25 protein-coding genes and 1 pseudogene are annotated in these 26,120 nt (G+C 73.1%); 13 read left to right on the top strand and 13 right to left on the bottom strand.

The window, feature by feature from the left end:
- Nucleotides 1-249 precede the first annotated feature (249 nt).
- A complete protein-coding gene (locus tag IE109_RS14895) occupies nucleotides 250-417 on the bottom strand; it encodes a response regulator transcription factor (protein ID WP_189551616.1) in 168 nt (55 codons plus the stop codon).
- Between the two features lie 471 nt (nucleotides 418-888).
- The gene (locus tag IE109_RS14890; RefSeq protein ID WP_229891066.1) at nucleotides 889-1,089 is read right to left on the bottom strand and encodes a hypothetical protein; all 201 of its coding nucleotides are present in this window, start codon (nucleotides 1,087-1,089) and stop codon (nucleotides 889-891) included.
- Between IE109_RS14890 and IE109_RS14885 the strand changes: the two genes are divergently transcribed.
- Nucleotides 1,088-1,378, top strand: coding sequence for a hypothetical protein (locus IE109_RS14885; protein WP_189551354.1), 291 nt, complete (start codon nucleotides 1,088-1,090; stop codon nucleotides 1,376-1,378). The genes IE109_RS14890 and IE109_RS14885 overlap by 2 nt on opposite strands.
- 376 nt (nucleotides 1,379-1,754) lie before the next feature.
- Here the strand turns inward: IE109_RS14885 and IE109_RS14880 are convergent, their stop codons facing one another.
- Nucleotides 1,755-3,197 (bottom strand): hypothetical protein, encoded by a 1,443-nt coding sequence (locus IE109_RS14880; RefSeq protein WP_229891064.1) that lies wholly within the window; start codon nucleotides 3,195-3,197, stop codon nucleotides 1,755-1,757.
- 542 nt (nucleotides 3,198-3,739) lie between these two features.
- Between IE109_RS14880 and IE109_RS34025 the strand changes: the two genes are divergently transcribed.
- Nucleotides 3,740-4,018, top strand: a complete 279-nt coding sequence (locus tag IE109_RS34025; protein WP_373297716.1) for a nucleic acid/nucleotide deaminase domain-containing protein — start codon at nucleotides 3,740-3,742, stop codon at nucleotides 4,016-4,018.
- Here the strand turns inward: IE109_RS34025 and IE109_RS33160 are convergent.
- Nucleotides 3,925-4,204, bottom strand: a pseudogene (locus tag IE109_RS33160) (IS5/IS1182 family transposase); the annotation flags it as partial. The gene IE109_RS34025 and the pseudogene IE109_RS33160 overlap by 94 nt on opposite strands.
- Before the next feature lie 1,133 nt (nucleotides 4,205-5,337).
- On the opposite strand from IE109_RS33160, the gene istB reads away from it, so the two are divergent.
- Nucleotides 5,338-6,570 (top strand): IS21-like element helper ATPase IstB, encoded by a 1,233-nt coding sequence (istB, locus tag IE109_RS14870; RefSeq protein WP_189551614.1) that lies wholly within the window; start codon nucleotides 5,338-5,340, stop codon nucleotides 6,568-6,570.
- 18 nt (nucleotides 6,571-6,588) lie between these two features.
- On the opposite strand, the gene IE109_RS14865 is transcribed toward istB, so the two are convergent.
- On the bottom strand, nucleotides 6,589-7,002 hold the full coding sequence (locus tag IE109_RS14865) for an organic hydroperoxide resistance protein (RefSeq protein WP_189551352.1): 414 nt from the start codon (nucleotides 7,000-7,002) through the stop codon (nucleotides 6,589-6,591).
- A gap of 116 nt (nucleotides 7,003-7,118) precedes the next feature.
- Between IE109_RS14865 and IE109_RS14860 the strand changes: the two genes are divergently transcribed.
- The gene (locus IE109_RS14860; protein WP_189551351.1) at nucleotides 7,119-7,628 is read left to right on the top strand and encodes a MarR family winged helix-turn-helix transcriptional regulator; all 510 of its coding nucleotides are present in this window, start codon (nucleotides 7,119-7,121) and stop codon (nucleotides 7,626-7,628) included.
- Nucleotides 7,629-7,663: 35 nt separating this feature from the next.
- Here the strand turns inward: IE109_RS14860 and IE109_RS14855 are convergent, their stop codons facing one another.
- The 5 genes from IE109_RS14855 to IE109_RS14835 form a co-directional block, all read right to left on the bottom strand.
- Nucleotides 7,664-8,986 carry a carboxyl transferase domain-containing protein gene (locus IE109_RS14855; RefSeq protein WP_189551350.1) on the bottom strand — a complete coding sequence of 441 codons (1,323 nt, stop codon included), beginning with the start codon at nucleotides 8,984-8,986 and terminating at the stop codon, nucleotides 7,664-7,666.
- Complete coding sequence (locus IE109_RS14850) at nucleotides 8,979-10,433, bottom strand: acyl-CoA synthetase (RefSeq protein ID WP_189551349.1); 1,455 nt, start codon at nucleotides 10,431-10,433, stop codon at nucleotides 8,979-8,981. The genes IE109_RS14855 and IE109_RS14850 overlap by 8 nt, the downstream gene beginning before the upstream one ends.
- Before the next feature lie 336 nt (nucleotides 10,434-10,769).
- Nucleotides 10,770-12,326 carry a sensor histidine kinase gene (locus IE109_RS14845; protein WP_189551348.1) on the bottom strand — a complete coding sequence of 519 codons (1,557 nt, stop codon included), beginning with the start codon at nucleotides 12,324-12,326 and terminating at the stop codon, nucleotides 10,770-10,772.
- 7 nt (nucleotides 12,327-12,333) lie between these two features.
- Nucleotides 12,334-13,377, bottom strand: coding sequence for a rod shape-determining protein (locus IE109_RS14840; RefSeq protein WP_189551347.1), 1,044 nt, complete (start codon nucleotides 13,375-13,377; stop codon nucleotides 12,334-12,336).
- Nucleotides 13,378-13,594: 217 nt separating this feature from the next.
- Complete coding sequence (locus IE109_RS14835; RefSeq protein ID WP_189551346.1) at nucleotides 13,595-14,164, bottom strand: hypothetical protein; 570 nt, start codon at nucleotides 14,162-14,164, stop codon at nucleotides 13,595-13,597.
- A gap of 121 nt (nucleotides 14,165-14,285) precedes the next feature.
- Here IE109_RS14835 and IE109_RS14830 point away from each other — a divergent pair, with 121 nt between their 5' ends.
- A complete protein-coding gene (locus tag IE109_RS14830) occupies nucleotides 14,286-15,104 on the top strand; it encodes an SCO2400 family protein (RefSeq protein WP_189551345.1) in 819 nt (272 codons plus the stop codon).
- A 287-nt stretch (nucleotides 15,105-15,391) separates the two neighbouring features.
- On the opposite strand, the gene IE109_RS14825 is transcribed toward IE109_RS14830, so the two are convergent.
- Nucleotides 15,392-15,838 (bottom strand): MarR family winged helix-turn-helix transcriptional regulator, encoded by a 447-nt coding sequence (locus tag IE109_RS14825; RefSeq protein ID WP_189551344.1) that lies wholly within the window; start codon nucleotides 15,836-15,838, stop codon nucleotides 15,392-15,394.
- 167 nt (nucleotides 15,839-16,005) lie between these two features.
- Here IE109_RS14825 and IE109_RS14820 point away from each other — a divergent pair, with 167 nt between their 5' ends.
- The 8 genes from IE109_RS14820 (at nucleotide 16,006) to IE109_RS14785 (ending at nucleotide 24,171) form a co-directional block, all read left to right on the top strand.
- A complete protein-coding gene (locus IE109_RS14820; RefSeq protein ID WP_189551343.1) occupies nucleotides 16,006-17,025 on the top strand; it encodes an NADP-dependent oxidoreductase in 1,020 nt (339 codons plus the stop codon).
- Between the two features lie 65 nt (nucleotides 17,026-17,090).
- Entirely contained in the window at nucleotides 17,091-17,516 is a 426-nt protein-coding gene (locus IE109_RS14815; protein WP_073751683.1) for an organic hydroperoxide resistance protein, read from the top strand.
- Nucleotides 17,517-17,633: 117 nt separating this feature from the next.
- A complete protein-coding gene (locus IE109_RS14810) occupies nucleotides 17,634-18,488 on the top strand; it encodes an EI24 domain-containing protein (protein WP_229891061.1) in 855 nt (284 codons plus the stop codon).
- Complete coding sequence (locus tag IE109_RS14805) at nucleotides 18,481-19,086, top strand: LysE family transporter (RefSeq protein ID WP_189551342.1); 606 nt, start codon at nucleotides 18,481-18,483, stop codon at nucleotides 19,084-19,086. The genes IE109_RS14810 and IE109_RS14805 overlap by 8 nt, the downstream gene beginning before the upstream one ends.
- A 122-nt stretch (nucleotides 19,087-19,208) precedes the next feature.
- A complete protein-coding gene (locus tag IE109_RS14800) occupies nucleotides 19,209-20,834 on the top strand; it encodes a Y4yA family PLP-dependent enzyme (RefSeq protein WP_229891059.1) in 1,626 nt (541 codons plus the stop codon).
- Complete coding sequence (locus tag IE109_RS14795) at nucleotides 20,831-22,162, top strand: pyridoxal-phosphate dependent enzyme (protein WP_189551341.1); 1,332 nt, start codon at nucleotides 20,831-20,833, stop codon at nucleotides 22,160-22,162. Before IE109_RS14800 ends, IE109_RS14795 begins: the two co-directional genes overlap by 4 nt.
- Nucleotides 22,163-23,365 carry an aminotransferase class V-fold PLP-dependent enzyme gene (locus IE109_RS14790; RefSeq protein ID WP_229891057.1) on the top strand — a complete coding sequence of 401 codons (1,203 nt, stop codon included), beginning with the start codon at nucleotides 22,163-22,165 and terminating at the stop codon, nucleotides 23,363-23,365.
- 47 nt (nucleotides 23,366-23,412) lie between these two features.
- Nucleotides 23,413-24,171: a class I SAM-dependent methyltransferase gene (locus tag IE109_RS14785; RefSeq protein WP_189551340.1), complete on the top strand. Its 759-nt coding sequence runs from the start codon at nucleotides 23,413-23,415 to the stop codon at nucleotides 24,169-24,171.
- A 2-nt stretch (nucleotides 24,172-24,173) separates the two neighbouring features.
- On the opposite strand, the gene IE109_RS14780 is transcribed toward IE109_RS14785, so the two are convergent.
- A complete protein-coding gene (locus IE109_RS14780; RefSeq protein ID WP_189551339.1) occupies nucleotides 24,174-25,463 on the bottom strand; it encodes a PA0049 family protein in 1,290 nt (429 codons plus the stop codon).
- A 32-nt stretch (nucleotides 25,464-25,495) separates the two neighbouring features.
- Nucleotides 25,496-26,065: a TetR/AcrR family transcriptional regulator gene (locus tag IE109_RS14775; RefSeq protein ID WP_189551338.1), complete on the bottom strand. Its 570-nt coding sequence runs from the start codon at nucleotides 26,063-26,065 to the stop codon at nucleotides 25,496-25,498.
- Nucleotides 26,066-26,120: the final 55 nt, after the last annotated feature.

Below are 26,120 nucleotides of genomic sequence, written 5' to 3'. Positions count from 1 at the left end.
AGATGCTGCGACATGCCCCGATCAGTCAGACGCCACAGGGTCACCCTCGTTCGGGCCGTGTGAGATCCACTCGCCAAGGCTTGCCGTCCCGTCGTGGCTCGGCGTGAAGCGAGTCGGAGACAGGCTGCCCCACACGTTCTGCGGCAGCTGCTCGTGAAGATGCTCGGCCCGCAGTACGACCAGGCCGTGGTTGCACCAGCTCGCCGCACTCGTATCAAGGAACCCAACCGGCACCACATGAGACGGCCTCTAACGGCGCTCCTCGCCGGCCGCCCACCGCGCCACCAGTTCTGTCCGGTTGGCACAGCCGAGTTTGCCGAGGATCTTGCGGACGTGGGTCTCCACCGTGCGCTCGGAGATGAACAGGTCCGCGGCGATCTGCCGGTTCGTGCGCGCCTGTACCACGAACTCCGCGATCTGGCCTCTCGCTGTGTGAGCGGGTCCGTCTCGTCCCGCAGGGCGGCAATCTCACCGGGCTGGCGTACCGCGGCGGCGGCCGGGCCGGGCCGGCCCAGTTGCTCGGCGATCTTCAGCGCCTCCCCGGCCAGTCCGGCCGCCTCCGCCAGCGCGCCCCGATCGCCGCCCCGCTCACCCCGGTCGCGCCGCACGGCGGCCAGATCCAGGCAGGTCAGCGCCACGACCGGCCGCGCGCCCGGCACCCGGTTGCGCAACAGCGCCTCGCGTAGCAGTTCCTCTGCTTCCGCCGGGCGGCCCGCGACCGCGGCCAGACGCCCGAGGTCGCGGCCGACCGTGCCCGTGAAGTAGGCCGTGGGCGTGCCGAGTGCGCCCGGGTACGGCCGGATCGGCGCGAGCTGGTCGTACACCAGCCGCGCCCTCCACGTCCCCGACCAGGGCGATCGGGTCGACCATGTGCAGCAGCACCGCAGGCTAGGACGGGTTCGCCGTCGGAAGCGGCAGCATCGGGCGCAGCTGTGCGTAGGCCTCCCGCGCCTCGTCCAGCCGCCCCGTTAGGAACAGCGCCCGGGCCCGCACCGACAGCGGCAGCGGCTGGCGAGGCGCCCGGTCGAGGACGGGCCACATGTCCGCCGCCGGAACCCCGCCGTCCGTCACTCGAAAGGAACCCCTCATGAGCATGAGCTCCGCCGCCCGACGCACCGGCTACGGCCTGGGTGCAGCCGCCTCGCTCCTCCTCGCCATGACTCTGGTCAACTCGTCCCCGGCCGACGCCGCGGTTTCCCACCCCCTCGTGAAGTCGAAGTACTTCACGACCGGCAGCGGGACGATCACCTGCCCCGCCGGCTGGGTGGCCACAGGCGGGGGCATCGGCGCCGACCTCACCGCGAGCATGTACGTCGCGCGCACCGAGCCCTCCGGAACTCCTCCGGCACGCCCGTCGGCTGGAAGGGCACCGTCATGAAGAAGGCGAGCGGCTCCGGGGGCAGCGGCACCCTCTACGTCATGTGCGCCCGCTGAGGCGCCGACCGGTGCCGGCCGGTCACGTCCGGGGTGACCCGGCCGTGACCGGCCTCGTCGTCATCGCGCCGGCGCCCGCCACTCATCGCGGCCGACGCGGTACACCGTGTGCGGTCGTAGCGACCCTTGCGGCACGTCCCGGTCGTCGAAGTCCGTGGCCGGACGCCGCCACGGCCGGCACCGACGTACTGTCCGACGGGCAGAGGAAGATGCCCGCGATATGGAGTCCGGCCAGGTAGATGGTGGGGATCTGTGACCCGAACCGGCTTGAGGATCTACGCCATGTCGCTCCTGAACCCTCGAACGGTCTCCACGACAGGTCACGTACGGAAGCACAGGGTGCGCCGCAAGAGGTCCAGCGTCTGGTCCGCCCACCCGAGGATGTCCAGCCCCGAAGTGAGGTTACCGGGGGGATTGTTGATGAGGGTGTCGCGGCGGATGAGCCGGGAGAAGTCAACGGTGACCGGATCCGCCCGTACGCTCCCGTCGGCTTGGCGGAACTCCACACCGGCGCGGCGCATGACGGTGATCAGTTCCTGAGCGACAATCCCGTATCCGATGGTGGTGGGGTGGACCCCGTCGAGGGAGAACAGGCCCCCGTCCGTGCGCTGGTTCCCGTTGCTCGCCAGGAACCGAGAGTTCGGTTCGGGTAGCAGGGCCTGCAGTTGCGCGGGTAGCGGATAGGGCTGCCACCACGGGGGCCGTGCGAGGGGGTCTTCGATGTAGCGGCGTGAGGCCAGCCGGTCCATCAGGCCTGCTGTGTCCATGAGGTACCAGTCCGCGCCTGCGCGCCGTGCCCTTTCCACCTCGTCGACGATGGCGGCGTTGTACAGATCGATGGCCAGGTCGACGTCCTCAGCCTGCTGGCCGGTGATGTGCGGGTCCTGACGCGGATTGAACTCGCGGTCGCTGATCCACGGTCGGGTGTAGTAGGGAAAGTAGCGCGAGCCGAGCCCGGTCTTGGTGGCCACGCCGCGGGCCACCGGGGCGATGGTGACATGGGGCACGGTGCACCAGATGACGTGGCGGGCTTTGATCTGGCGCACCCGGTTGGCGACTGCGCCCAGTTCGGCGCGGAAGTGGGCGGGGGTCCACACCGTGTACGGCCGCTTGCCGTGCAGGTCGTCGTACCCGGTGTCGCTCCAGACCACCTTCAGCTGGGTCACGGCCTGCAACGCGTTGTTGGCGCCGAGGAAGACGATCAGCGTCTCGATCCCGTGTTGCGGGTCGCTGTCCCGCTCATCACCCAGCCTCGCCGCCGCGTCCAGCAGGGTGAGTGACTGGTCCGCTGCGGCGGAGGGCAGGACCCGCAGGGCTGCACGGTCGCCGTTGTCCTGCGTGACCTGGCTCAGCCAGTCGTCGCGGGGCACCCCGATGTCTTGGAGGCAGGTCTTCGCGGTCTTGTCCAGGACATCGCGCAGATCCCACCCGTACACCGCGAGGTTGTGGTTGATACTGGTCAACTGGGGGACGACGGTTCCCGGCCCGCGCTCCCAGTAGTCCTCCACCTCGTCCATGAACTGCCGGCCGTGGAACAGCGCCAGCGGCACCTCCCACCCGTCGAGGTTAGGGCCGAAGCGGTCCTTCAGGTCGCGCAGGAGCAGCTCGATATTGAGCGGCAGGCCCCCGTGACCGTTATAGGAGGGATACCGGAAGGACTCCCCCCACCCCAGCTCGTGGGCGATGATCGCCGGGTAGGACAGGTCCGTATTGAAGATCGCCCCACTTTGGAAGCCGTGCGTGAGTGAATCGCCAATGGTCACCAGTCGGTGCTGGGGCGATCCCCGCCACACGGGGTTGACCTCGATTGCCAACGTGGGGTCTGCTATCGGCTCTCGTGGAGGACTTCCTCGTCTCTGCATCACCTCCTCCGGGGTCGGCGATGCTCCTTCACTGCTCAGCACTGCTGCAGCCATGACCGCCTCCATTGGCAGGTGGACGCCAAAGCAAGCCCGGGCCGTGCAAACCAGTGCCTTGGAAGGTCGTACGCTGCTACCCGCGTAACCCGGCTGTCGGCGCCATCGATGAGATCAACGCCCGCCTCTGAGGTCCTTCAGGACCCATGGGCTCCAGACCCGCAGATATGGGCCTCTTTTACGTCCAAGGCTATCGCTCATCAGGGTGAACGGCACATTGCGCGCGGTCTGGCGATCACTCGGCAGGCCCCCCCCGGGGGGGACTCCCGGCTCAAGCTGAGTTCAGCCCCCGGCTCGCTGCCGTGGTCACACGCTATGAATACGTGGACGAGGCCGGGGCCAGGAAGATCGCCACCGAGGAAACCGGCGCCCGGGCGAAAGCGTCCTGAATCTGGCGGCGGCTGTCCGGCAGTTGCGTGAAATCAAACCGGGTACGCCCCATCTACGGTGAGCTGGAACCCTGCCTCGGGCCTGGCCGTTATTGCGCTGTCCGGAGGCAAGCGGCCTTCCCTCATGCTGAGGTCACGCACACAGCTTCGACCCACGGCGACGCCGCTGAGTCGCACGAACGGAGGCCGGTGACGCATTGGGAACGACCGGCGGCCGGCCGGGTGTTGGCGTCGATGATGACCTGCACGTGTGCCGAGAAGCGGTGGTCGCGTGAGTAGGCGCCGACCTGCCGGTCGCGGACCGGGATCAGGGTGCCGTCCACGATCCACAACCGCTCGACCGCGTCCGCGGGGCCGTCGGGCCGGTTCGATGGCGAGCAGTGCTCGCGGTCGCTGGATGCCCCCGCGCACCGTCGCCGGCGAGACGCCGAGCAGCGGCGCGAGCCGCCGTATGGTGAGGTTCGTGCAGGAAGGCAGTCGCAGGACCGTGATGCCGGGCCCGAAGCATTCGAAGAGTCCGGGCATGAACAGGTAGTAGAGCCCACGCACGACGTCGACGTTCCCCAGCATGCGCACGATGTCGCCGGTGGATCGCTGGGCCACCTGCCAGGTTGCGGCCTCGTCCCGCCACACACTGTCCTGCCGGGAAAGCCCCCACAAGCCGAGTGCGAGAGTCCACAGCATAGGGATCAGCCTTATGTGAGGAAGACGGCGGAGAGTGGCTATATGGGATGTCATGAATGTTTGTTCCGGCCCTCGGACAGTGGTGGGACAGGTGTGCCGTTGCCGAATCTAGCGGTTGATAAAAAGGGAAGTAGAGATTCCGGATCGGTTGGCGCCCGGGGCGAGCGCATGACTGCGTTCAGGCCTCTCGCCGACAGCCTGGAATGCGGTGACAGCGCTGCTCACTACCAGTGTCGGCGTGTGCGTCATCCACTCGCTCGCGCAATATGAACCAAAATTCTGGTGCGGCACATCAGTGCCGGAGGTACGCCGCCGCGCATCGATTCATCCTCTGCGGAGAAATAGCTGTCCCTATTACCTTTGCGCGGGTTTCTTTCGGAGTGTGGCAGCAAAGGCAGGATTGCTCGACAAGCCGAGCGCCGGGGCGATCCGTTATGAGATATGTGGGAGCAGGCTGACGGGGCTCGTCCCCAGGGCTTCGTCTCAAGGTCCCTCGTCTCATGGTCCAGCGACGGCGTGCGCGATGGACGTGACGCGGCATTCGCCGTACACGAGTCCACCCTCATTGGTGCCCCGTGGCCGAAGGCCAGGGCGCCCCCCAGAGCGCGCGGCGCTCGCTCCGGCGCTCCCGTAGAGCCGCTGGAGCGGGCGGGCACCCTCTTCCATGGTGCTGCCGGGGCCCGAGCGGCTGCTGTGGCGGACTGTGCCGTCTGCGGTGACCGACGCCGTATCGACTAATCGCTCCCGCGTGTGTGTCGATACGTGTGAGGGGCCCGCAGAGGTCGTTGTGCTACTGAATTCCTATTCATCCCAAAGGGTGGCGCGAATTCAGATTGTCGGTGATGGCGTACAAGAATGACGGACCTCCCCGCCTTGGAGGTCCTGTGTCCCGCTCCACCTCGCCCACGTCGAACATGACCACCCTGGGATGTGCCCTCTTCGCGACCCGCTGGCTCCAAGCGCCCCTGTACTTCGGCCTGGTGGCGGCGCAGGGGGTGTACGTCTACAAGTTCTTCAACGAGCTCTGGCACCTCATCCACCACGTCATCAGCGGTCACGCGGACGAGACGCACGTCATGCTCGCCGTCCTCAAGCTGGTCGACGTGGTGATGATCGCCAATCTGCTGATCATGGTGATCGTCGGGGGGTACGAGACCTTCGTCTCGCGCATCGGGCTGCAGGGGCACCGGGACCAGCCCGAGTGGCTGTCGCACGTCAACTCCAACGTGCTGAAGGTCAAGCTGGCCACCGCGATCGTGGGCATCTCCTCGGTGCACCTGCTGCAGATGTTCGTCGACGTGCACCACACGCCCCGGCACGACCTGCTGTGGGGGACCGTCATCCACATGGCGTTCATCGCCTCGGCGGCGATCCTCGCGTACATGTCGGGTCCCATGGCCGCGCACGAGGCCAAGGCGCACCCCGTGAAGGAGGAGCCCCGGGCGGTGGTCATCCCGGCGCAGCGGGACAAGGAGCCGAGGGGGCTGGAGGAGCCGAGGGGGCTGGAGGAGCCGGCGGGGGCGGGTGTCGCGGCGGGTGCGGAGGAACGGATCGAGGCCGCCGGGTTCCCGGCGCGCAAGGTGCTGGAGGCGTTCGACGAGGGACACCTCCGGGCGCCCGATCCGCAGGTGATCGCCCGGCTGGGGAAGGTCGACTTCGTGGCGAGGAAGGCGAACGTGGTGCTGCTCGGCGGCCCCGGCACCGGTAAGACGCACCTGGCGGTCGCCCTGGGCGTACGGGCCTGCCAGGCCGGCCACCAGGTCCTGTTCGCCACCGCCGCCGAGTGGGGCGCCCGGCTCGCGGACGCCAAGGCGGCGGGCCGGCTGCGCAAGGAGCTGGCCCGGCTGGACGCGTACCAGGTGCTCGTCGTGGACGAGGTCGGCTACGTGCCCTTCGAGCCGGAGGCGGCCCGTCTCCTCTTCCAGCTCGTCTCGCACCGCTACGAGCGGGCCTCCCTGATCGTCACCGGCAACCGGCCGCTGGGCCGCTGGGACGAGGTGTTCGGCGACGGCGCGACGGCCTCCGCGACGGTGGACCGGCTGGTCCACCACGCGGAGGTCGTCACCCTCGACGCCGAGAGCTACCGGACGCGCCGCCTGAAGGGCGCGGCGGTCGCGGGCTGGGGAGGGGCGGAGCCGGTCCGCTGAGCGTCCGGCCGCCGGTCGTCACTCGATGACCAGCTCGACCGGGATGTTGCCGCGCGTGGCCTTGGAGTAGGGGCAGTACGCGTGCGTCTTCTCCAGCAGCTCACGGCCCGGCTCGCCCTGGAGGTGATCGGGCAGCTCGACGCGCATCACGACCGCGAGGCCGAAGCCGCCGTCCCCGTCCTTGCCGATGCTGACCTCGGCGGTGACCGAGGCGTCCTTGACGTCGATCTTCTCCTGGCGGCCTATCGCGCCCATGGCGCTGGCGAAGCACGCCGCGTACCCGGCGGCGAAGAGCTGCTCGGGGTTGGTGCCCTTGCCGTCGCCGCCGAGTGCCTGCGGGAAGCCGAGCGGGAGATCGATCTGGCCGTCGGAGCTGACGGCGCGGCCTTCGCGTCCGTTGGCGGTGGCGACAGCGGTGTAGAGCGCGTCCATGAGGGACTGTCCTCTCGTGGGAGGTGAGGGGTGGAGGTGGCGGTGGATCGGTGTCATATTTATAGCGCACAATTAAGTTGTGCACAACTAAATCGCCCTCGGGCTATCCTGTAGGCATGGACACGCCCCGGACCGTGCGCGACGAGGACTTCCTCCGCCTCGACCACCAGATCTGCTTCTCGCTGCACGCCGCCACGCGCGCGTTCAACAGCGTCTACCGCACCGCGCTCAAGGACCTCGGCCTGACCTACCCCCAGTACCTGGTGATGCTGGTCCTCTGGGAACACGGGGAGCTGCCCGTCAAACGGATCGGCGAGCACCTGCGACTGGACTCCGGCACCCTCTCGCCGCTGCTCAAGCGGCTGGAGGCCGCCGGGTACGTGGAGCGGCGGCGCAGCGCCGAGGACGAGCGCTCCGTCACCGCCCGCCCCACCCCCGCCGGCACCGAGCTGCGCGAACGGGCCCTCGGTGTGCCGCGCCGGATCGCCGCGGCGACCGGGATGCGGCTGGAGGAGGTCCGCGAGCTGCGCGCCCGCCTCAACGAACTGACCACCGCGCTCGACGCAGCCGAGTCGGCGGCCTACCCGGACGGCTGCGCGACGGAGGACGACACCGCCGGGGGCTGAGCCCCGCCGCGATATCCGCCGCGCCGCGCCCGGGGTCAGACGATGCCGCGGATCAGGCCGAGGTCCAGGAGGTCCTGGGGGCGCAGGTGGAGCTGCTCGGCGGTGCGCGGGGCTTCCTCCGGTGGGCGTTTGAGGATCGCGGCCGCCAGCTCCGGGGCGATCACCGAGAAGTAACTGTCCGGTGTCGCCCAGGTGCGGGACGGCGCGGCCAGCGCCAGCGCCCCGCCCGAGCCGCCCTCGCCGATCAGGAGCGTGGTCACCGGCACCCGCGCCCCGGCGACGGCCGTGAACGCGTCCGCGATCGCGGCGCCCGCGCCCGCTCGTTCCGCCTCCGCGTCGTTCGCGGCGCCCGGCGTGTCGACGAGCGTCAGCACCGGGAGGCCGAGCCGGTCGGCGAGCCGGATCACCCGGGCTGCCGTGCGGTAACCGGCCGGGCGGGTCGCCGTGCCGCACTGGGCGACGTACACCACCGACCGCCCGTCGGGGCGCAGCCCGATGCCGCACGGCGTCCCCGGGTCCGTACCGCCGCAGCGGTCGCCCACCAGGGGCAGCCGGTCCGTGAAGTACGCGTCCAGGTACGCCTCGGCGCGGGGGCGGGCCGGGTCGCGGGCCTGCCGGACCGCGTCCCAGCCGGTGGCGGGCAGCGGTGTGGGGGAGAGGGCGGCCGGCGGCGGGACCTCCGGCGCCGGGCTTGTCAGCGCGGTCAGCCAGCGCGTGACCGTCCCGCGCAGCTCCTCCGGACGTACGACGGCGTCGACGTGCCCCGCCGCCAGCTGGCCCTCGGCGGTGTACGCGGCCGGGTCCGCGTCCGCCGGCCGCACCCGCGACCCGGCGAACCCGACCTGCGCCCCCGGCAGCGCCAGGATCACGTCGGCGCCGGCCCCGACCGTCGCCCAGCCACCGCCGGTCGCCGGGTCGCGCAGCACCGCGAGGTGCGGCACCCCGGCCTCCCGCAGCAGCACCGACTCGCGCGCCACCCGCTGGAGCTGGGTGAGCGCCACCATGCCCTCCTGCATCCGGCTGCCTCCGGTCGCCACCAGCGACACGAGCGGTACGCGCCGCTCGCGCGCCAGCCGGTAGGCGGCCTCCAGCCGGTCACCGGCACGTTCGCCCAGCGAGCCGCCGAGGAAGCCGAACTCGAAGGCGAGGACGACGCAGGACCGGCCGCCGACGTCCGCCGTGCCGTAGACGACCGACTCGGCCTCGCCGGTCCGGTCGGCGGCGCGGGCGCGCGAGGCGCCGTACCCCTCCCAGGACAGCGGCCCGTCGGGGGCGCTGGACCGCGGCGGCGGGGCGTGTTCGGCGAAGGAACCGGTCAGGAGCGCGACGGCCTGGCGGGCGGACGGGCGCTCAGCCATGGAGCGCCCGCTTCATGATCTTGCCCATGTCGTTGCGGGGCAGGACGTCCAGGTACCGGACGGTCCGGGGGCGCTTGTGCGGGGCGAGCTGCGCCGCCACGTGGTCCGCGAGATCCTCCGCGGCGGGCGGGGCGTCCCGGTCGGCGGGGACGATCCACGCCACGATCCGTTCGCCCAGGTCGGGGTCGGGTTCGCCGGTCACGGCGGCCTCCCGCACCCCGGGGTGGCCGAGGAGCGCGTTCTCGATCTCCCCGGCGCCGATCTTGAACCCGCCGCTCTTGATCAGGTCCGTCGCCCTGCGCCCCACGATCCGTACCGAACCGTCCGTGTCCCGCACCGCCATGTCCCCGGTGCGGAACCAGTCGCCGTCGAAGGCCGCGGCCGTCGCGTCGGGCCGGTTCAGGTACCCGGTGAACAGGTTCGGGCCCTTGACCTGGATCTCGCCGACCGTCTCCCCGTCGTACACGGTGATCTCCGCGCCGTCGTCCTCGACCAGCCGCAGGTCGACACCGGGCAGCGGCACGCCGACGGAGCCGGTGCGCGGCTCGATGTCGTCCGCACGGACGCTGGTGTTCATGAGCGTCTCGGTCATGCCGTACCGCTCGACGACCCGCCGTCCCGTCAGCGCGGCGATCCGCCGGTGCTCGTGCACGGGCAGCGCCGCCGAGCCGGAGACCAGCAGCCGCGCCCCGGCCAGCGCCTTCGCGAGCTGCGGGTCGTCGTCCAGGGCCTCGGCGATGCGGTGGTACATCGTCGGGACGCCGAACAGCATGGTGCCGCCGGCGGCCAGCTCCCGCGCCACGCCACCGGTCGTGAACCTGCCCAGGTGACGCACCGATCCGCCGCGCCGCAGCGGGCCGAGCACGCCGAGGATCAGCCCGTGGACGTGGAACAGCGGCAGCGCGTGCACCAGGACGTCGTCGGACGTCCACCCCCAGGCGTCCTCCAGGGCGTCGAGGCTCGCGGCGATCGCGCGCCGGGGCAGGACGGCGCCCTTGGGCGGCCCCGTGGTGCCGGAGGTGTAGACGACGAGCGCGGCGGCCTCGGGGTCCGGCGCCCCGGACCCCTTCGCTCCGGGCGGGACGGTGCCGGTGCCGGTCACGGTGACGTCCAGCCGCTCCAGGCCGCCCAGCGCGTCCGGCAGTTCGTCCGCCGGTGCCGCCAGGACCAGGGCGGGGCGGCTGTCGGTGACGATGTGCGTCAGCTCGCGCCCGCCCGTCCTCGGGTTGAGCGGTACGGCCGGTACGCCCGCGAGCAGCGCGGCGACCACCGCGACGGCGGTCTCCAGCGTGGGGGTGGCCCAGACGGCGACCCGTTCCGCCCCGTCCAGCCGGGCGGCGGTCGCGGCGGCGGCCGAGCGCAGTTCGCCGTACGTCAGCGAACGGTCCCCGAACCGCAGGGCGGGCCGTTCGGATCCGGCGTCCAGGGCCGGAAAGAGCGAACTCACTCGTCGTCCTCCTCGAGGTGGGGCGCGGAGCTGTGCACCCGTGGTCACGGGCCCCACCATTCTCCCCGCGGCGGCCCGGCGGGAAGCGGTGCCGAGTGTGCTGTTCGCCGCAGTTCGGGCGTCGCTCGTCCCGGGTACGGGCCGGGCTCGACCCACCGTCGAGCGCACTGCCCGCCGCCGGTGCCCGCGGCGCCCTCCGGGCGCGTCGCGGCCGGCCCGCCGCCTGCCGCCGCGCCGTACGGCGGTGGGCGGCCGGTGGCCGGAGTCCGGCGGCCGGGGTCGGTGTTCGGCGTCCGTGCCGGGCTCACCGGGGCGGCGGTGCCGGGCCACGGGCCGTCAGCGGGGCGAGGACCAGGTGGACGTGGTGCCGCGCGTCCCGTCGTCCCCGGTGCCGTCGTCCGTGACGGTGAGGCGCACGCCGGGGCGTCCGTCGGGCAGCTCGTGCGCCGCGTCCACCTCGACGCCCACCGCCGTCACGCCCTCGTGCCGGTGGGCCCCGGCCAGCGCGCCGCGCAGGGCGGCCAGCAGGCGGTCGGCGACCGGGCCGGTCACCAGGGCGTCCACCGGACCGGTGAAGCGGACGGACGGCCGGAGGCCCAGCAGCGCCGCCGCGCCGTCGGTCTCGCGCAGCACCCGGCCCCGGAAGGACCGGGGCGCCTCGGCGGGGGGTTGCCGGAGCGCGAAGATGGCGGTGCGCACCTCCTGGATCGTGGAGTCCAGCTCGTCCACCGCCCGGTCCAGCAGCCCGGCCGCAGGGGCGTCCCCGGCCCGCCGCCGGGTGGACTCCAGCATCATCTCCGTGGCGAACAGCCGCTGCACCACCAGGTCGTGCAGGTCCCGGGCGATCCGGTCGCGGTCCTGGTACACGGCGAGCCGCTCACGGTCCCGCCGGGCGTCCGCGAGGACCAGCGCCAGGGCCGCCTGGGAGGCGAACGCGGACGCCAGCTGCCGCTCGACCGGCGTGTACGGGCGCCCGCCGCGGCGGCGGGGGAGGGCGAGGGTGCCGATCAGTTTCCCCCCGCTGCGCAGCGGCAGCATCATCGACGGCCCGAACCGCGTCCGTACCGGGGTCGTCATCCGGGGATCGGTGGCCGAGTCCTCGACGAAGACCGGCTGCCCGCCGAGCAGTTGCTCCAGGACGGGGGAGCCGGGCGCGATGGCCGTGCCGACGAGGTCGTCCGGATCGTGCGGCGTGGACGCGGCGACGATCTCCATCCCGCCCCCGGTGGTGGGCTGGAGGACCACCCCGGCCGCCGCGCCGGCGAGCAGCCTGGCGCGCTCGGCCACGGTCACCAGGGCGTCCGCCGCCGGCTCCCCGGTCAGCAGGGCCGTCGTCACGGCGGCCGCGCCCTCGATCCACCGCTCCCGCTGCCGGGCCGTCTCGTACAGCCGGGCGTTGCCGATGGCGATGCCCGCCTGCGCGGCGAGGACGCGCAGCACGGCCAGGTCCTCGTCGGTGAAGGGCCCGCCGCGCTTCCCGGTCAGATAGAGGTGGCCGAACACCTCGGCGCCGACGCTGATCGGTACGCCGAGGAAGGACCGGCCGCCGGGGTCGTCCCCCTCGGGCAGCCGGCCGACCCGCCGCCGGTCCTCCTCCGTCATGCCGACCGTGTACAGGCCGGTGTACGGGCAGGTGCCGGGGGCGCCGGGGTCGGGGGCGCCGGGGTCGGGAGCGGGGGCGGAGTCCGTGCCGGGGCCGGGGTCGGGGTCCGGGGTGCCGTGCGGTCCGTCCGGCCGGCCGAGCCCGGGGTCGACGACCCCGAGGACGCCGATCCGGGCGTCCGTCAGGCCGGCGGCGTGCTCGACCAGCCGCTGGAGGGTGCGGTGCGGCGCGAGGTCGGTGCCCACGTCGAGCACCGCCTCGAGCAGCGCGGGGAGCCCGCCCCGGGTCACCCGTGCGTCACTCGGCCTCGGCGAGCGGGTTGAGCGTGATGGGCTGGATGCGGCCCTCCAGCATGGCCCCGAGACCCAGTACGGCACAGATGTCGGGCCGTTCCGCGATCTGCACCGGCATGCCGGTGGCGTTGCGCAGCATCTGGTCGAGGCCCGGCAGCAGCGCGCTGCCGCCGACCATCATGATGCCGCGGTCGACGAGGTCGGCGACCAGGTCGGGCGGGCAGTCGCGCAGCACCTTCCCGATGCCGTCGAGCACGGCCGTCAGCGGGGTGTGCAGCGCCTGGCGCACGGCGGCCGTGTCGACGAGCACGGACCGGGCCAGCCCGGTCGCCACGTCCCGCCCGTGGATCTCGGTCGAGGCCGGCCCGTGCGGGGTGAGGCCGTTGCCGTGCAGGGCGAGCTGGAGGGGACGTACCGACTGGCTGGGCAGCATCAGCTCGTGCTGGTGGCGCAGGTACTGGATGACGGCGTGGTCGATGGCGTTGCCGCCCACCGGGATGCGCTCGGCGGTCACGATGGCGCCGAGCGACAGGACGGCGACCTGGGTGGTGGCGGCGCCGCACACCAGGATCATGGTGGCGGTGGGCTGCTCCACCGGCAGCCCGCAGCCGACGGCCGCCGCGATCAGCGTGTCGACCAGCTCGACACGGCGGGCGCCGAGCCCGACGAGCGTCTCGATCGTGGCGCGCTGGGCGAGCGGGTCGCTGTCGTGCGGGGTGCACGCGGCGGCGCGCAGCATCGGCTTGCGGCGCAGCTGGCGGCGGAGCTTCTCGCCGAGGAGGTGGCGCAGCATCCGCTGGGCCATGTCGATGTCGACGACGCTGCCGCCCGAGATGGGGCGCACGACGCGGATGTAGTCGGGGGTGCGGCCGGTCATCTTCTCCGCGAACTCCCCGACGGCGATGAGCGCCCCGGTGCGGGTGTTGACGGCGGCGACGCTCGGCTCGTCGACGACGAGTCCGACACCCTTGACGAAGACGCGGGTCCTGGCGGCCCCCAGGTCGACGGCGACATGACAGCGGCGCAACTGCTCGAGACTGACGGTCACGGTGCGGATCCTCCCAAGAGCGGTACGTCCTCGCATCGTGCGTGCGCGGGGCGCCCGGCGCGCGCCGGGGGAGCTGACGGGGTGACAGGCGGCGGCCGAAGGGGTTATCCGGACCACGCCCCGGCCGCCCCGCGACCGGCTCCGAGGGGGCGTCAGGTGGCGGGCGCGCACCGGGCGGTGCGGCGCCGCCCGGGGGAGGGGGCCGGTGGCGAGGACCTCAGACCAGGCGCTGGAGCAGTCCCCAGGTGAACTCGGCCACGCACGGCTCCCCGCCGGGCGGTGCGAACGCCAGGCGCAGGCGAGTAGGGGCGCTGCCCTCCAGGGGGCGGGCCGGGGGGAAGGCCCGGGCCACCTCGTCGACGGTGCAGCTCCACGGGCGCAGATCGGCGGCCGTCCGCAGGTCCGGTCCGGCCGCGCCGGGGGCCCGGACGAGCCACTCGTTCCACACCGGGCCGCCGGGCGCGGCCAGCACCTCGAAGCGCAGGTCGGGCCAGAGCGGCACGGGCCACAGCAGCGCGTCGCCCTCCAGATCGCCGATGGCGCGGCGGGTGCGGCTCTCCGGCTCGCCGAGCACCGAGCGGTAGCGCCCGAGGGCGCCCCGGGACCTGGGGGAGCGGATCATGGCCTGCCAGCGGCGGTTGGCCTCCCGCATCTCGGCGAGGGACGCGCCCAGCTCGCGCCGCGCGTCCTCGACGAGGCCCGGCTGGTGGTCGGCCATCCGGCGCAGCAGGACGAGCTGGAAGTCGAGCGGGCCAAATGGGGCGGACGGGGTCCCGGGGGCTGTCATGCCGACATCCTGCCCCTTCCACGTGAAACGAACGGCGCGCCGGAGGATGGGCGTTTCCACACAGGATCCTCACAGTCGCGGCTACCTGCGGTGTCCCATGGCCACATAATCTGCGGGCGCCATGGATTACTGCCACCAGTGTCAGCGGCACCTCAACGGAGCCCTGGCCTGTGCCGGCTGCGGTACGCCCGTCGAGGAGCTCCGGCACGTCGATCCCCGGATGTCCGCGGCGGACCACGTCTTCGAGCTGGACAGGGACGAGGAGCTACCGCCCGCGGGGCCTCGCCGTGCGCGCGGGCAGGCGCACCGCCCCCGGTCCGCCCGCCGGTCCCGCCCGGCGGGGCGCAGGGGCCGCAAGCGACGTGGGCGCAAGCTGCTGGTCGGGGTGGGCGCCCTGCTCCTGGCGGCCGGTCTGCTGAGCCTCGCCGAGTTGGCGATCGAGTATCCCGGGGAGGACCGTGCCGCCACCGCCGTACGGCAGGAGGACCAGGCCGCGCCCGAGCCGCTGCCCGACCAGCCGGAGGGCTCCGCGCTGCCGGACGACCCCGCTCCGGTGGAGGGGACGGTGGCGGCGACTCCCGCGCCGGACGACTCCGAGGACGGCCCCGGCGCCGGGGAGGAGGTGACCGGAACCCCCTCGCGCGGGCCGGGCGCCTCCGCGTCCGCGCCGGGCGACGCCCCCGTCCCCGGTGCGTCGGCCCCGCAGTCGTCGGGCGACCCCGAGCAGCCGGGCACCCCGGACGCCCCGTCCGAGGACGGTCCGGCCCCGCAGGACCCGCCGCCCGAGGACCCCGGCACCCCCGACGACCCGGGCGAGCCGGGCGAGCCGGACGAGACGGCCCCCGGGGAACCGGCGCCGGACGATCCGCCTCCCGCGGAGCCCACCCCGGCCCCCACGGCGACCGAGTCGTGCGACTGGTTCCTGTGGTGGTGCGTGTAGCCCCCGCTCGCCGCCTCCGGCCCTGACTCCCGTCGCCACGCCACGCCCCGCACCGGACGCGCCGCCCGCCCCCGGACCGGCCCCGGGCCGCCGGCGCCCCTTCCGTCCCGTTCGAAGCGGCGGCCCCCCGCCCCGGGCCCCTGGCTCCGCCCGGATCCGCCGGGCCCGGACCTCGCGTACGCCGCACCCCGACCCTCGCAGGTCCTCTGCCGCCCGGCTCCCGTGCCCCGCATCGCTGCCCGAAGCGCTGGCGCCGGGCCGCGGCTCCGTCGGACCCGCCCTTCCTCCTACGCGCCCGCCGGGCCGGCGTCCTGGCCAAGCATGCGTCGCAGCAGGTCACGCAGGGCCGTGCGCTCCTGTTCCGACAGGCCGGCCAGCGGCTCGCGGGCGAAGTCGAGCGCCTCCCGCAGCCGGCGGGCCGTCGCGCGGCCCTCCTCCGTCGCCGCGGCGATCTTCACCCGGCGGTCGGCCGGGTCGGGGCGCCGCTCCACCAGCCCGCGCGCCTCCAGGCGGTCCACGATGCCCGTCACGTTGGACGGCTCGCACCGCAGGGACCTGGCGATGCGGCGCATCGGCGTCGGCTCCAGTGCGAGGAGTCCGAGGACGCGTGCCTGGGCACCGGTAAGGGAGTGCTGCGCCGCGGCCTGCTCGTACTCCTCGTGGTAGCGGGTGACCACCGTGCCGATCAGCTCGACCACTTCGAGGGTCAGCGGGTCTGTGCGTCTGCTGGACATGCGTCCCAGAATACCCGTTTACTTGACAACCTGAAATATCCAGGCGCATGGTTGTTTCAGGTAGTGAAACAAACGCAGCGTGGATCACCGTGTCACGGCGTACCCGCGTCACCGCGCACCCGTGCCGCGTGAAACACGGCGTGAAGCAATACCAGGAGGCACGCACCATGTCCGCTCTTCCCACGTCCGGCCGCGAATGGCACCTCGTCGCCCGCCCGCACGGCTGGCCCACCCCCGAGGACTTCGCCCTGCGCGAGGCGCCCGTCGCCGAGCCGGCCGAGGGCCGGATCCTCGTCCGCAACCTGCACTTCTCGGTCGACCCGTACATGCGCGGCCGCATGAACGACGTGAAGTCGTACGTACCGCCGTTCCAGCTCGACCAGCCCATGGAGGGCGGCGCGGTCGGTGAGGTCGTCGCCTCCAACGCCGAGGGCTTCGCGGTCGGCGACCACGTGCTGCACGGTCTCGGCTGGCGCGAGTACGCGGACGTCAACGCCAAGCACGCCACCAAGGTGGACGCCTCCCTGGCGCCCCTCTCCGCCTACCTCGGCGTCCTCGGCATGACCGGCCTCACCGCCTACGCCGGTCTCTTCGACGTGGCGTCCTTCAAGGAGGGCGACGTCGTCTTCGTCTCCGGCGCGGCCGGTGCCGTCGGCAGCCAGGTCGGCCAGATGGCCAAGCTCAGGGGCGCTTCCCGGGTCATCGGCTCGGCCGGCTCCGACGAGAAGGTCAAGCTCCTCACCGAGGAGTACGGCTTCGACGCCGCCTTCAACTACAAGGACGGCCCCGTCGCCGCCCAGCTGAAGGAAGCCGCCCCCGACGGCATCGACGTGTACTTCGACAACGTCGGCGGCGAGCACCTGGAGGCGGCCATCTCGTCCTTCAACGTGCACGGCCGCGCCACCATCTGCGGCATGATCGCCCAGTACAACAGCACCGAGCCGACCCCCGCCCCGCGCAACCTCGCGCTGGTCATCGGCAAGCGGCTGCGCCTCCAGGGCATGCTGGTCGGCGACCACGCCGCCCTCCAGCCGCAGTTCGTCAAGGAGGTCGCCGGCTGGCTGGCCTCGGGCGAGCTGAAGTACAAGGAGACGGTCGTCGAGGGCATGGAGAACGGCGTCGAGGCGTTCCTGGGCATGCTGCGCGGCGAGAACACCGGCAAGATGATCGTTTCACTCACCCGATAGGCTCACCTCCAGCCCGCCGCGATCGTGGGCGCGAGTCGCGGCGCAACACAGGAGGAAACCGCTACATGTCGATCCAGCAGTCCGACGTCCTGTACACCGCAGTCGCCACCGCCGAGAACGGGCGTGACGGCCGTGTCGCCACCAACGACGGCAAGCTCGACGTCGTCGTGAACCCGCCCAAGGAGATGGGCGGATCCGGCGAGGGCACCAACCCCGAGCAGCTGTTCGCCGCCGGTTACAGCGCCTGCTTCCAGGGCGCGCTCGGTGTCGTGGCCCGCCAGGAGGGCGCCGACATCTCCGGCTCGACGGTCACCGCCGAGGTCGGCATCGGCAAGAACGCCGAGGGCTTCGGGATCATCGTCAAGATCTCGGCGAAGATCCCGAACGTGAGCGCCGCCACCGCCAAGGAGCTCATCGAGAAGGCCCACCAGGTCTGCCCGTACTCCAAGGCCACCCGCGGCAACATCACGGTCGACCTCGACGTCGCCTGATCCACGCGCCGTTACGGACCGGTCCGTACGCGCCGGAGGGCCGCACCCGCACGGGTGCGGCCCTCCGGCCGTCCGGGGGGCCCGGCCGCGGCGGCGGGGCCCCGATAGGGTGAGCCCATGCGTGATCTCGGGGTGGGCTTCGGCTATGTGATGAAGGGGCAGCGCTGGGTCGGCCGGCACGGCCGGTGGTTCGGGTTCGGGCTGCTGCCCGGCCTGGTGACCCTGGTGCTGTACGCGGGCGCGCTGGCCGGTCTGGCGTACGGCGCGGACGACCTGACCGCGTGGGCGACGCCCTTCGCGGACGACTGGTCCTCGCCCTGGCAGGGCGTCTTCCGGGGCTTCCTGACCGCGCTGCTCTTCGCCTTCGGCCTGTTCCTGGCGGTCATCACCTTCACGGCCGTGACGCTGCTGGTGGGCCAGCCCTTCTACGAGTCGCTGTCCGAGCAGGTCGACCGGACCGAGGGCGGCGAGGTGCCCGAGTCCGGGCTGCCGCTCTGGCGCGAACTGTGGATCTCCGCCCGGGACAGCCTGCGCGTGCTGGCGCGGGTGGCCTGCTACGGCATCCTGCTGTTCGCCCTCGGGTTCGTCCCCGTCGTCGGCCAGACCGTCGTTCCGGTGGTCGGCTTCTGCGTCTCGGGCTTCTTCCTGGCGGAGGAGCTCACGGCGGTGGCGCTCCAGCGGCGCGGGGTGGAACTGAAGGAGCGCCTCGCGATGCTGCGCGGGCGCCGCATGCTCACCCTGGGCTTCGGTGTTCCGCTGACCCTCGCCTTCCTGGTGCCGTTCGTCGCGGTGTTCCTGATGCCGGGCGCCGTCGCGGGCGCGACGCTGCTGGTCCGCGATCTGGAGGCGAGGGAGGCGGGGGAGACGCCGCAGGGGCCTGGGGCCCGGCGGGACCAGGTGCCGCCGGAGGCCGGCGGCGCTGCCGGGACGGACCTGGCGGGCGGCGCGGCGGCGAAGGGCCGGCGTGCCTGAGCTGTTCGCCGTCGCGGTCATCACCGTCCTCGCGGTCGTCAGCCCGGGCGCCGACTTCGCGATGGTCGTGCGCAACAGCTGCCTGCACGGCCGGACGACCGGCCTGTTCTCCGCGGCGGGCGTCGCGGCGGGCGTCCTGGTCCACGTCACGTACACGATGCTGGGCGTGGGCCTGCTGATCGCCGCCAACACCGCGCTGTTCGCCGCGATCAAGCTGGTCGGCGCCGCCTACCTGGTGTGGATCGGCCTGCGGACGTTCTTCTCCCGCGCCGAGGTGACGGTCGACCTGGAAGCGGGGCAAACCCTGTCCCGGTGGGGCGCGCTGCGCACCGGCTTCCTGACGAACGTGCTCAACCCGAAGACCACGCTGTTCGTGGTGTCCACCTTCACCCAGGTCGTCGGCCCGGACACGCCCCGCTGGCAGCAGGGCGCCTATGGCCTGTTCATGTCACTGGCCCACCTCGTCTGGTTCGGCCTGGTGGCGCTCCTCTTCTCCCACTCCCGGCTGCGTGCCGCCGTGCTGCGGGCCCAGAAGGCCGTCAATCGGGCCATCGGCGCCACGTTGGTGGGGCTGGGGATCGCCCTGGGTGTGACGTGACGTCCCGCGACGGCTAGATCCGGCCGTCTCGTTCCCCGCCGCCATCCCGCCGTGGAAAGTTGGGCATAAAGAGCGGGACGACGACGGGCCGGTCGGTATTCCTCGCGGGAGGAACAGCTGGGATGAGCACGGCTGGGACGAACACGGCAGGCACGAACACGGCGGGCACGAACGCGGCGGGCGCCGACATGCCGGGCACCGGCCCGGTCGGCGCGGGCCCGGAGGGCGCGGACACGCCGGGGAGGGACCCGGCAGGCACGGATGTCGCGGGCGCGGCCGGAGAGCCGTTGCACCTGGAACCGCGCCTCGAACAGCGGCCGGCCGCCCTCCTGGAGGAGGGCGGCACGCTCCTCCACGCGCTGGTCGACGCACTGGGCTCGCCCCTGAACGTGGTGCTGCCGGATCAGATCGCGGAGAACGCCGAACGCTTCCGCGCCGTCTTCCGCCGCCACCGGCTCACCGGCCGGATCTTCTACGCGCACAAGGCCAACCGCTCCAGCGCCCTGGTGCGGCGGCTGGTCACCACGGACGCCGGCCTCGACGCGGCGTCGCTCGGCGAGCTGCAGCACGCCCTGGCGTCCGGCTGGACGGGCGACCGGATCATGACGACCGGGCCCAAGGACCCGGAGTTCCTGTGGTTGGCGGCCCGTGCCGGCGCCGTCGTCAACGCCGACGGGCCCGCCGAGGTGGAGCAGGCCGCCCGGCTCGTCCGCGCGTACGGCCTGCCGCGCCTGCGCGTGGTGCTGCGGCTCTCCGGCTTCGACACCTCCGGCACCACCGTGCTGTCGCGCCGCAGCCGCTTCGGCACCCCCGCGCGCTCGCTGAAGGACCTGCTCGACACCGTGGACCGGCACCGGGACGCGGTGGAGCCGACCGGCGTCGGCTACCACCTCGACACCACGAGCCTCGACGAGAAGGCGGCGGCGCTCGAAGGCTGCCTGCACGCGATGGAGGAGCTGCGGGCGCGCGACTTCTCCCCGCGCGCCGTCGACGTCGGCGGCGGGTTCGGCATCTCGTACCTGGCGCACGCCGGGCAGTGGGACCGCTACACCACCGCCCTCACCCAGGCCGTCATGGGCCGCCGCCCGCCCATGACCTGGGACGGCCACGGCTACGGCCTGCGGATGGAGAACGGCACCCTCAAGGGCGCCCTCGGCCTGTACCCGGCCCACCGCCACCTCGCCGGCGCCGGATACCTCGACGAACTGCTGTCCCGCCCCGCCCCCACCCTCGGCGGCCGGCCGCTCGGCACCCTCCTGCTGGAGGGCCTGCACGAGCTGTACGCCGAACCCGGCAGGGCGCTCACCGACCAGTGCGGGCTCACCCTCGGCAGGGTGCTGGACGTACGCGCGGCGGACCGGGGCGAGCACCTGGTGCGCCTGGCGATGAACGCCGGTGACGCCGGCCTGGAGGACCACGGCGTCCTCGTGGACCCCGTCGTCCTGCCCCGCGACGCCACCCCCACCACCGCGACCGGGCGGCCCGCCGCCGTCCACCTCATGGGCAACCTGTGCCTGGAGTCCGACCTGATCACCCGCCGCACCGTCCACCTGCCCCGGCTGCCCCGCCCCGGCGACCTGCTCGCCTTCCCCAACACCGCCGGCTACTGCATGGACTTCGGCGCCACCCACGCCCAGCGGCAGCCCGTCGCCCGCAAGGTCGCCGTCCACCGGGAGGGGGAGTCCTGGCACTGGTGCCTCGACGAGCAGTACTGGCCGATCACACGTCCGGGGGGACCGCGCACATGAGGTACGACAGCATCACCGACGCCATCGGCAACACCCCGCTGGTGCGCATCGACCCCGAGGTCCACGGTCTGCGCACCATCGACCTCTACGCCAAGCTGGAGATGCTCAACCCCTTCGGCTCCCTCAAGGACCGGGCCGCGTGGAACATGGCCCGCGACGGCCTGGCCGCCGCCAGGGAGCGCGGCGAGACGGTCGTCGAACTGTCCAGCGGCAACACCGCCAAGGCCCTCGCCCTGATCGCCGGCCTGCACGGCCTGCCGTTCAAGAGCGTCACCAACCGGATGCGCATCCCGGAGATCAAGGACCTCCTGCTGCTGCTGGGCGCCGAGATCGAGGAGCTGCCGGGGCAGTCCGAGTGCCTCGACCCGACCGACACCGACGACCCGCTGACGCTCTTCCACCAGCGGCTCAACCGGCCCGGCAGCGCCCACTTCCACACCGACCAGTACTTCAACGCCCGCAACACCGAGGCGCACGCCACCGGCACCGGCCCCGAGATCGTCGCGGACCTCGACGGCCGTGCCCCGGACTGGTTCATCGCCTGCGTGGGCACCGCGGGATCGTCCACCGGCGTCGCCCGGGCGCTGCGCGTCCACGACCCGGCGGTGCGGGTCGTCGGACTCGTCGGCGAGAAGGCGGACTTCATCCCCGGCATCCGCAACGCCGACGAGGTGCAGCAGGTCGGCCTGTTCGACCCGGCCACGTACGACACCATCGAGACCGTCGGCGCCGACGACGCCATCGACGGCATGGTCACCCTCCTGCGCCGCTGCGGCCTGCTCGCCGGGCCGACCGGCGGGGCCGCCTACCAGGGGGCCGTACGCCACCTGCGGGCCGTGGAGGACGCTCTCGGCGAGGAGCCGGCGGAACGCCGGACGGCGGTCTTCATCGTCTGCGACCGGGTGGAGAGCTATCTCGGCTACGTCCGGCAGCGCCGCCCCGAGCTGCTGGGGCACGCGCCGGCGAAGAACTCCGTGGCCACGCTGACCGACACGGAGGCCCGCACGGCCACCGTCATCGACGTCGCCGACGCGCGGAAGTGGATCGCCGAGGAGGACCCGCTGGTGATCGACCTGCGCGGCCCGTTCGCGTACGCCGCGCTGCACATCGACGGCTCGCTGAACATCGTGGACGAGCTGTTCGACGAGATGCTGCGCGGCGGCCTGCCCTTCGGCAGGCGCAGGCCGGTGCTGCTCGCCTGCCCGGTGGGGGAGAGGTCGGCCCGGTACGCCGCCCTGCTGACCCGTATGGGCCACCCCGACGCGCGCAGCCTGGCCGGGGGCATCGTGGCCTGGCGGGACGCGGGCGCGCCGCTGGTGCGTGACTGAGTGACCGGCTTCGGCGCCGACATCGAGGAGCTGGGAGCCTGGCAGCGGGAGCTGCGCGCCCAGTTCCCCATCGTCGTGGCCCACCCCGGCCTGGTGTACCTGGACAGCGCGGCCACCGCGCAGAAGCCCCGGGCGGTCCTGGACGCCGTCCAGCACTACCTCACCACCTCCAACGCCAACGCCGGGCGCGGCTCCTACCCCTGGGCCAACTCCACGACGGCGCTGGTGGAGGACGCCCGTGAGCGGGTCAAGCGGTTCCTCGGCGACCCGGCCCCGGAGCGGTCGTCCGTCCACTTCACCAGCGGGACGACCGAGGGGCTGCGCACCGTCGCACGGGACTGGCTGCCCACGCTGCTGGCCGACGGGGACGAGATCGTCGTCCCGCACCGGGACCACCAGGCGAACCTGTCACCGTGGCTGGAGGCGCGGGACCTGCTGGCCCGCCAGGGCGTCGGCGTCCGGGTCCGGGAGCTGCCGTACCAGGCGGCCTCCGGTGACTACGACGTCGCGGAGCTCGCCCGGGCCGTGGGCCCGCGCACCCGCTTCGTCGCGGCGACGCACGTGCACCATGTGTACGGCGCCGACATGAACGTCCACCGCCTGCGCCGGGTGGTCGGGCCGGACGTCCCGATCTGCCTGGACGCCGCCCAGAGCGTGGGGCACCTGCCGGTGGCCGTGGACGACGCGGACGTGGACTTCGTGGTGTTCTCCGGGCACAAGGCGCTCGCGCTGCCGGGTACCGGGGCGGTCTGGGCGCGGCAGCGGCGGGGGCCGGAGTTCCGGCCGGGCGGGTGGCGGGGCACGCCGAACACCGTGGGCATCGCCAGCCTGGTGGCCGCGCTGGACTGGCTGGACGCGGCCGGCACCGACCGGATCGAGCGCTGGACCGTGGCCCTCGCCGCCCTGCTCACCGACGGGCTGGACGCGATGGCGGACACCTACGAGGTCCTCGGCTGCCGCACCAGTCTGGCGGCCGGCTCGCCGGTGCAGCGGCGCCGCAGCCTGGTGACCTTCCGACACCGGGCGATCGACGCCCATGACCTGGGGTTCATCCTGTTCGACCACGGGTTCATGGTGCGGTCCGACGGCCACTGCCAGGCCGGGCGGGACAGGAGGGACGGCTCGGTACGGGTGAGCCTGCACGTCCACAACACCCCCGAGGAGATGGAAAGACTGCTCACCGCGCTCGCCAGTCTGCAATGATTTTCAATAGCAGCAGGGTCGCGAGGTGCGGAGGGACACGGGCGGCTATGGGTGTGAACGCGGTGACGGCCGCGCGGTGGGTGGAGCGCTGGGAGGTCCAGCAGCAGCGGTACGCGGTCGACCGCGAGGAGAGCTTCACCGTCATCGCGGACGTGGTCGAGCATGTGACGCGGGGCCGGACCGGGCCGCCGCTCGTCCTGGACCTCGGCAGCGGGCCGGGCTCCCTGGCGGCGCGGCTGGCCGGCCGGCTGCCGGACGCGGAGGTGCTCGCCGTCGACGGCGACCCGCTCCTGCTGGAGCTGGGCAGCACGTACTACGGCCCCGCCGTCCGCCACGTCGAGGCGATGATCGGCGAGCCGGGCTGGCTCGACGCGCTGGCCCTGGACCGCCCGGTGGACGCGGCCGTGTCCACGACGGCCCTGCACTACCTGGACCACCGCACGCTGGGCCGGGTCTACCGGGAGCTGGCCGGGTGCCTGCGGCCGGGCGGCGTCCTCGTCAACGGCGACCACATCGGCCCGGACTCCCCGAAGGTCTCCGAGCTGGCCGTCGACATCGGCCGCCGCCACGCGGAGCGGCACCTGACCCTCACTCACGACGACTGGGAGTCCTGGTGGTCGGGCGCCGCCTCCGACCCCGAACTGGCGCGCTTCATCGGCCGGCTCGGCAGCCACCGGCACCCCCGCTGCGAGGGCAACGACCTGACCGTCTCCAGCCACCTGGACCTGCTGCGCGAGGCGGGGTTCGACCACGTCGGGGTGGTGTGGCAGTACGGCCACAGCCACGTCCTGGCCGCCGTCCGCTGACGTCAGCGCCCGGCTGCGGCCACCGCGACGATCGCCCGCACCTGAGCCGTGATGTCCGCCCGCTCGCGCAGGAACTCCGGGTCGGTCACCTCGCCGGTGTTGCCCGCGCCGAACCGGAGGACCGGCGTGTGGACGTGGCCGCCCGGCAGGTCCGGCAGGCCCAGCCGGTCGCGCAGCAGCGTGGCGCGGTACGCGATCTCGTTGGACAGGTAGTCCCCGCCACCGCCCGCACGGGCCGCCGAGCCCGGCGTCGGGCCCCCGGGCCGGACCACCGGGGCCGTGCCGCCCGCCGGCACCTCGGTCACCGACGTGTTGTCGTATACCGGGAACCGGCCCGTGTCCGCCGCCGTGATCCTCGCGTACGGCAGGGTCGTCACCGTCCACTGCGGCTGCGACGCCGGGTCGGGGACCGGCACGGGACCCGTCTCCGACACGTTCTCGTTGTCGCCGAACCCGCCGCGCCAGGCACCGTTGTGGCGCTCGACGTCGAAGCGGCCGACCCGGCCCTGGCTCACCGTGGCGAAGGCGTCCACGCGGGGCAGGTGCGGCCGCAGGGTGCGCTCCACCTCGCCGTCCGCGAAGTCCGCCCAGCGCACCGGGAACACCGCCGTCTCCACCCGCGCCAGGTGCCCGTCCGCCGTCCGGATCAGTGTCCCGTCCAGCGCGAGGGCCGCCGCTCCCGACGGGTTGCTGATCCGGACGTCCCGGTCCAGCGTGAAGGGGTCGAACCCGGTCACCAACACCCGCCTGACGCCCTTGCCGGCCGGGTAGCGGATGGTGTCCTGGCCGCGCGAGGAGGTCTCCAGCCGGTCCAGCAGCCGCTCGCGCGCCTCCGCCGGCAGTGCGAATCCGGGCACCCAGGACCGCAGTTCCCGCGTCATCGCCAACCGCGCCCAGTACAGCGGCCGGTCGTCGTCCCGGGCGAGATCGCCGCCCGCCGGGCCCCGCCCCCGCACCCGGTCCACCGCCCGCTGCCAGAGCCGCGAGCCGTGCCGCGCGACGGCGTGTTCGGCCGCCGCGTACGACCCCGCGTCCTCCAGCGCGGCCGCGAAGCCGGGCGCCACCGCGTCGAACCCGCTGCGGGCGAGGATCTCGCGCGGCACGGCCCGGTCGAGGCGGGCCTCCTCGACGGTGGCTCGCGCGGCGGCGGGCCGGGCGGCGGGGGGCTGTACAGCCGCCGGCCGTACGGAGGGGGGCTGTAGGGGCGGCGGCGCCGCGTGGGCGGGGGCAAGGGGTGCCGCCAGCGCGGCGAGAGCGGCGACCAGCGTCGTACGCGACCGTATGCGGGACACAGGCGGCAGTCCTTCCGTCGGGTGCCGGAACGCTACCGCGCCCCCAACAGCCGCAGAAAGCCCCGGAAGGCGGCCGGCATGTCCACCGCGTCCGGATCCAGCAGCCACTGGTACTGCAGCCCGTCCAGCACGGCCGTCACCAGCGGCGCCGCCTCCTCCGGCGTCAGCCCGCCGGGCAGCCGGTCCCCGAACTCCGCCCGCAGCACTCCGGCCAGCTCGGCCCGCACCTGGGTGTAGCGCCGGGTGAAGAACTCCCGGGCCGGGTGACCCTCCGTCACGCTTTCGCCGAGCAGCGCCGAGAAGGTCTGCACGATGCCCGGGCGCATCGCGTTGTACTCGACGAGCGGCTCCAGCAGGTCGAGCCGCCAGCCGTCCCGGCCGCCGCCCCCGCCGGTGTCCCACTGGTCGTGCTCCTCCAGGACCGCGACGAGCAGCGCCTCCTTGGTGGGGAAGTGGTGCAGGAGCCCCTGCTGGGTCAGGCCGACCCGCTCGGCGACGGCGGCGAGCGAAGCACCCCGGTAGCCGCGCTCGGCGATCACTTCGAGGGCGGCGCGCACGATCTCCGCGCGTCGTTCCCCGCTCCTGGCCCTGGCCGCTGCCATCCTCGCACCCCGATCCATTCGATCACGGAACCATAACGAAACCTACCGACCTACA

This window comes from Streptomyces lavendofoliae, assembly GCF_014649735.1.
GTDB lineage: Bacteria > Actinomycetota > Actinomycetes > Streptomycetales > Streptomycetaceae > Streptomyces > Streptomyces lavendofoliae.
This window is presented reverse-complemented; position numbering and strand designations above follow the sequence as displayed.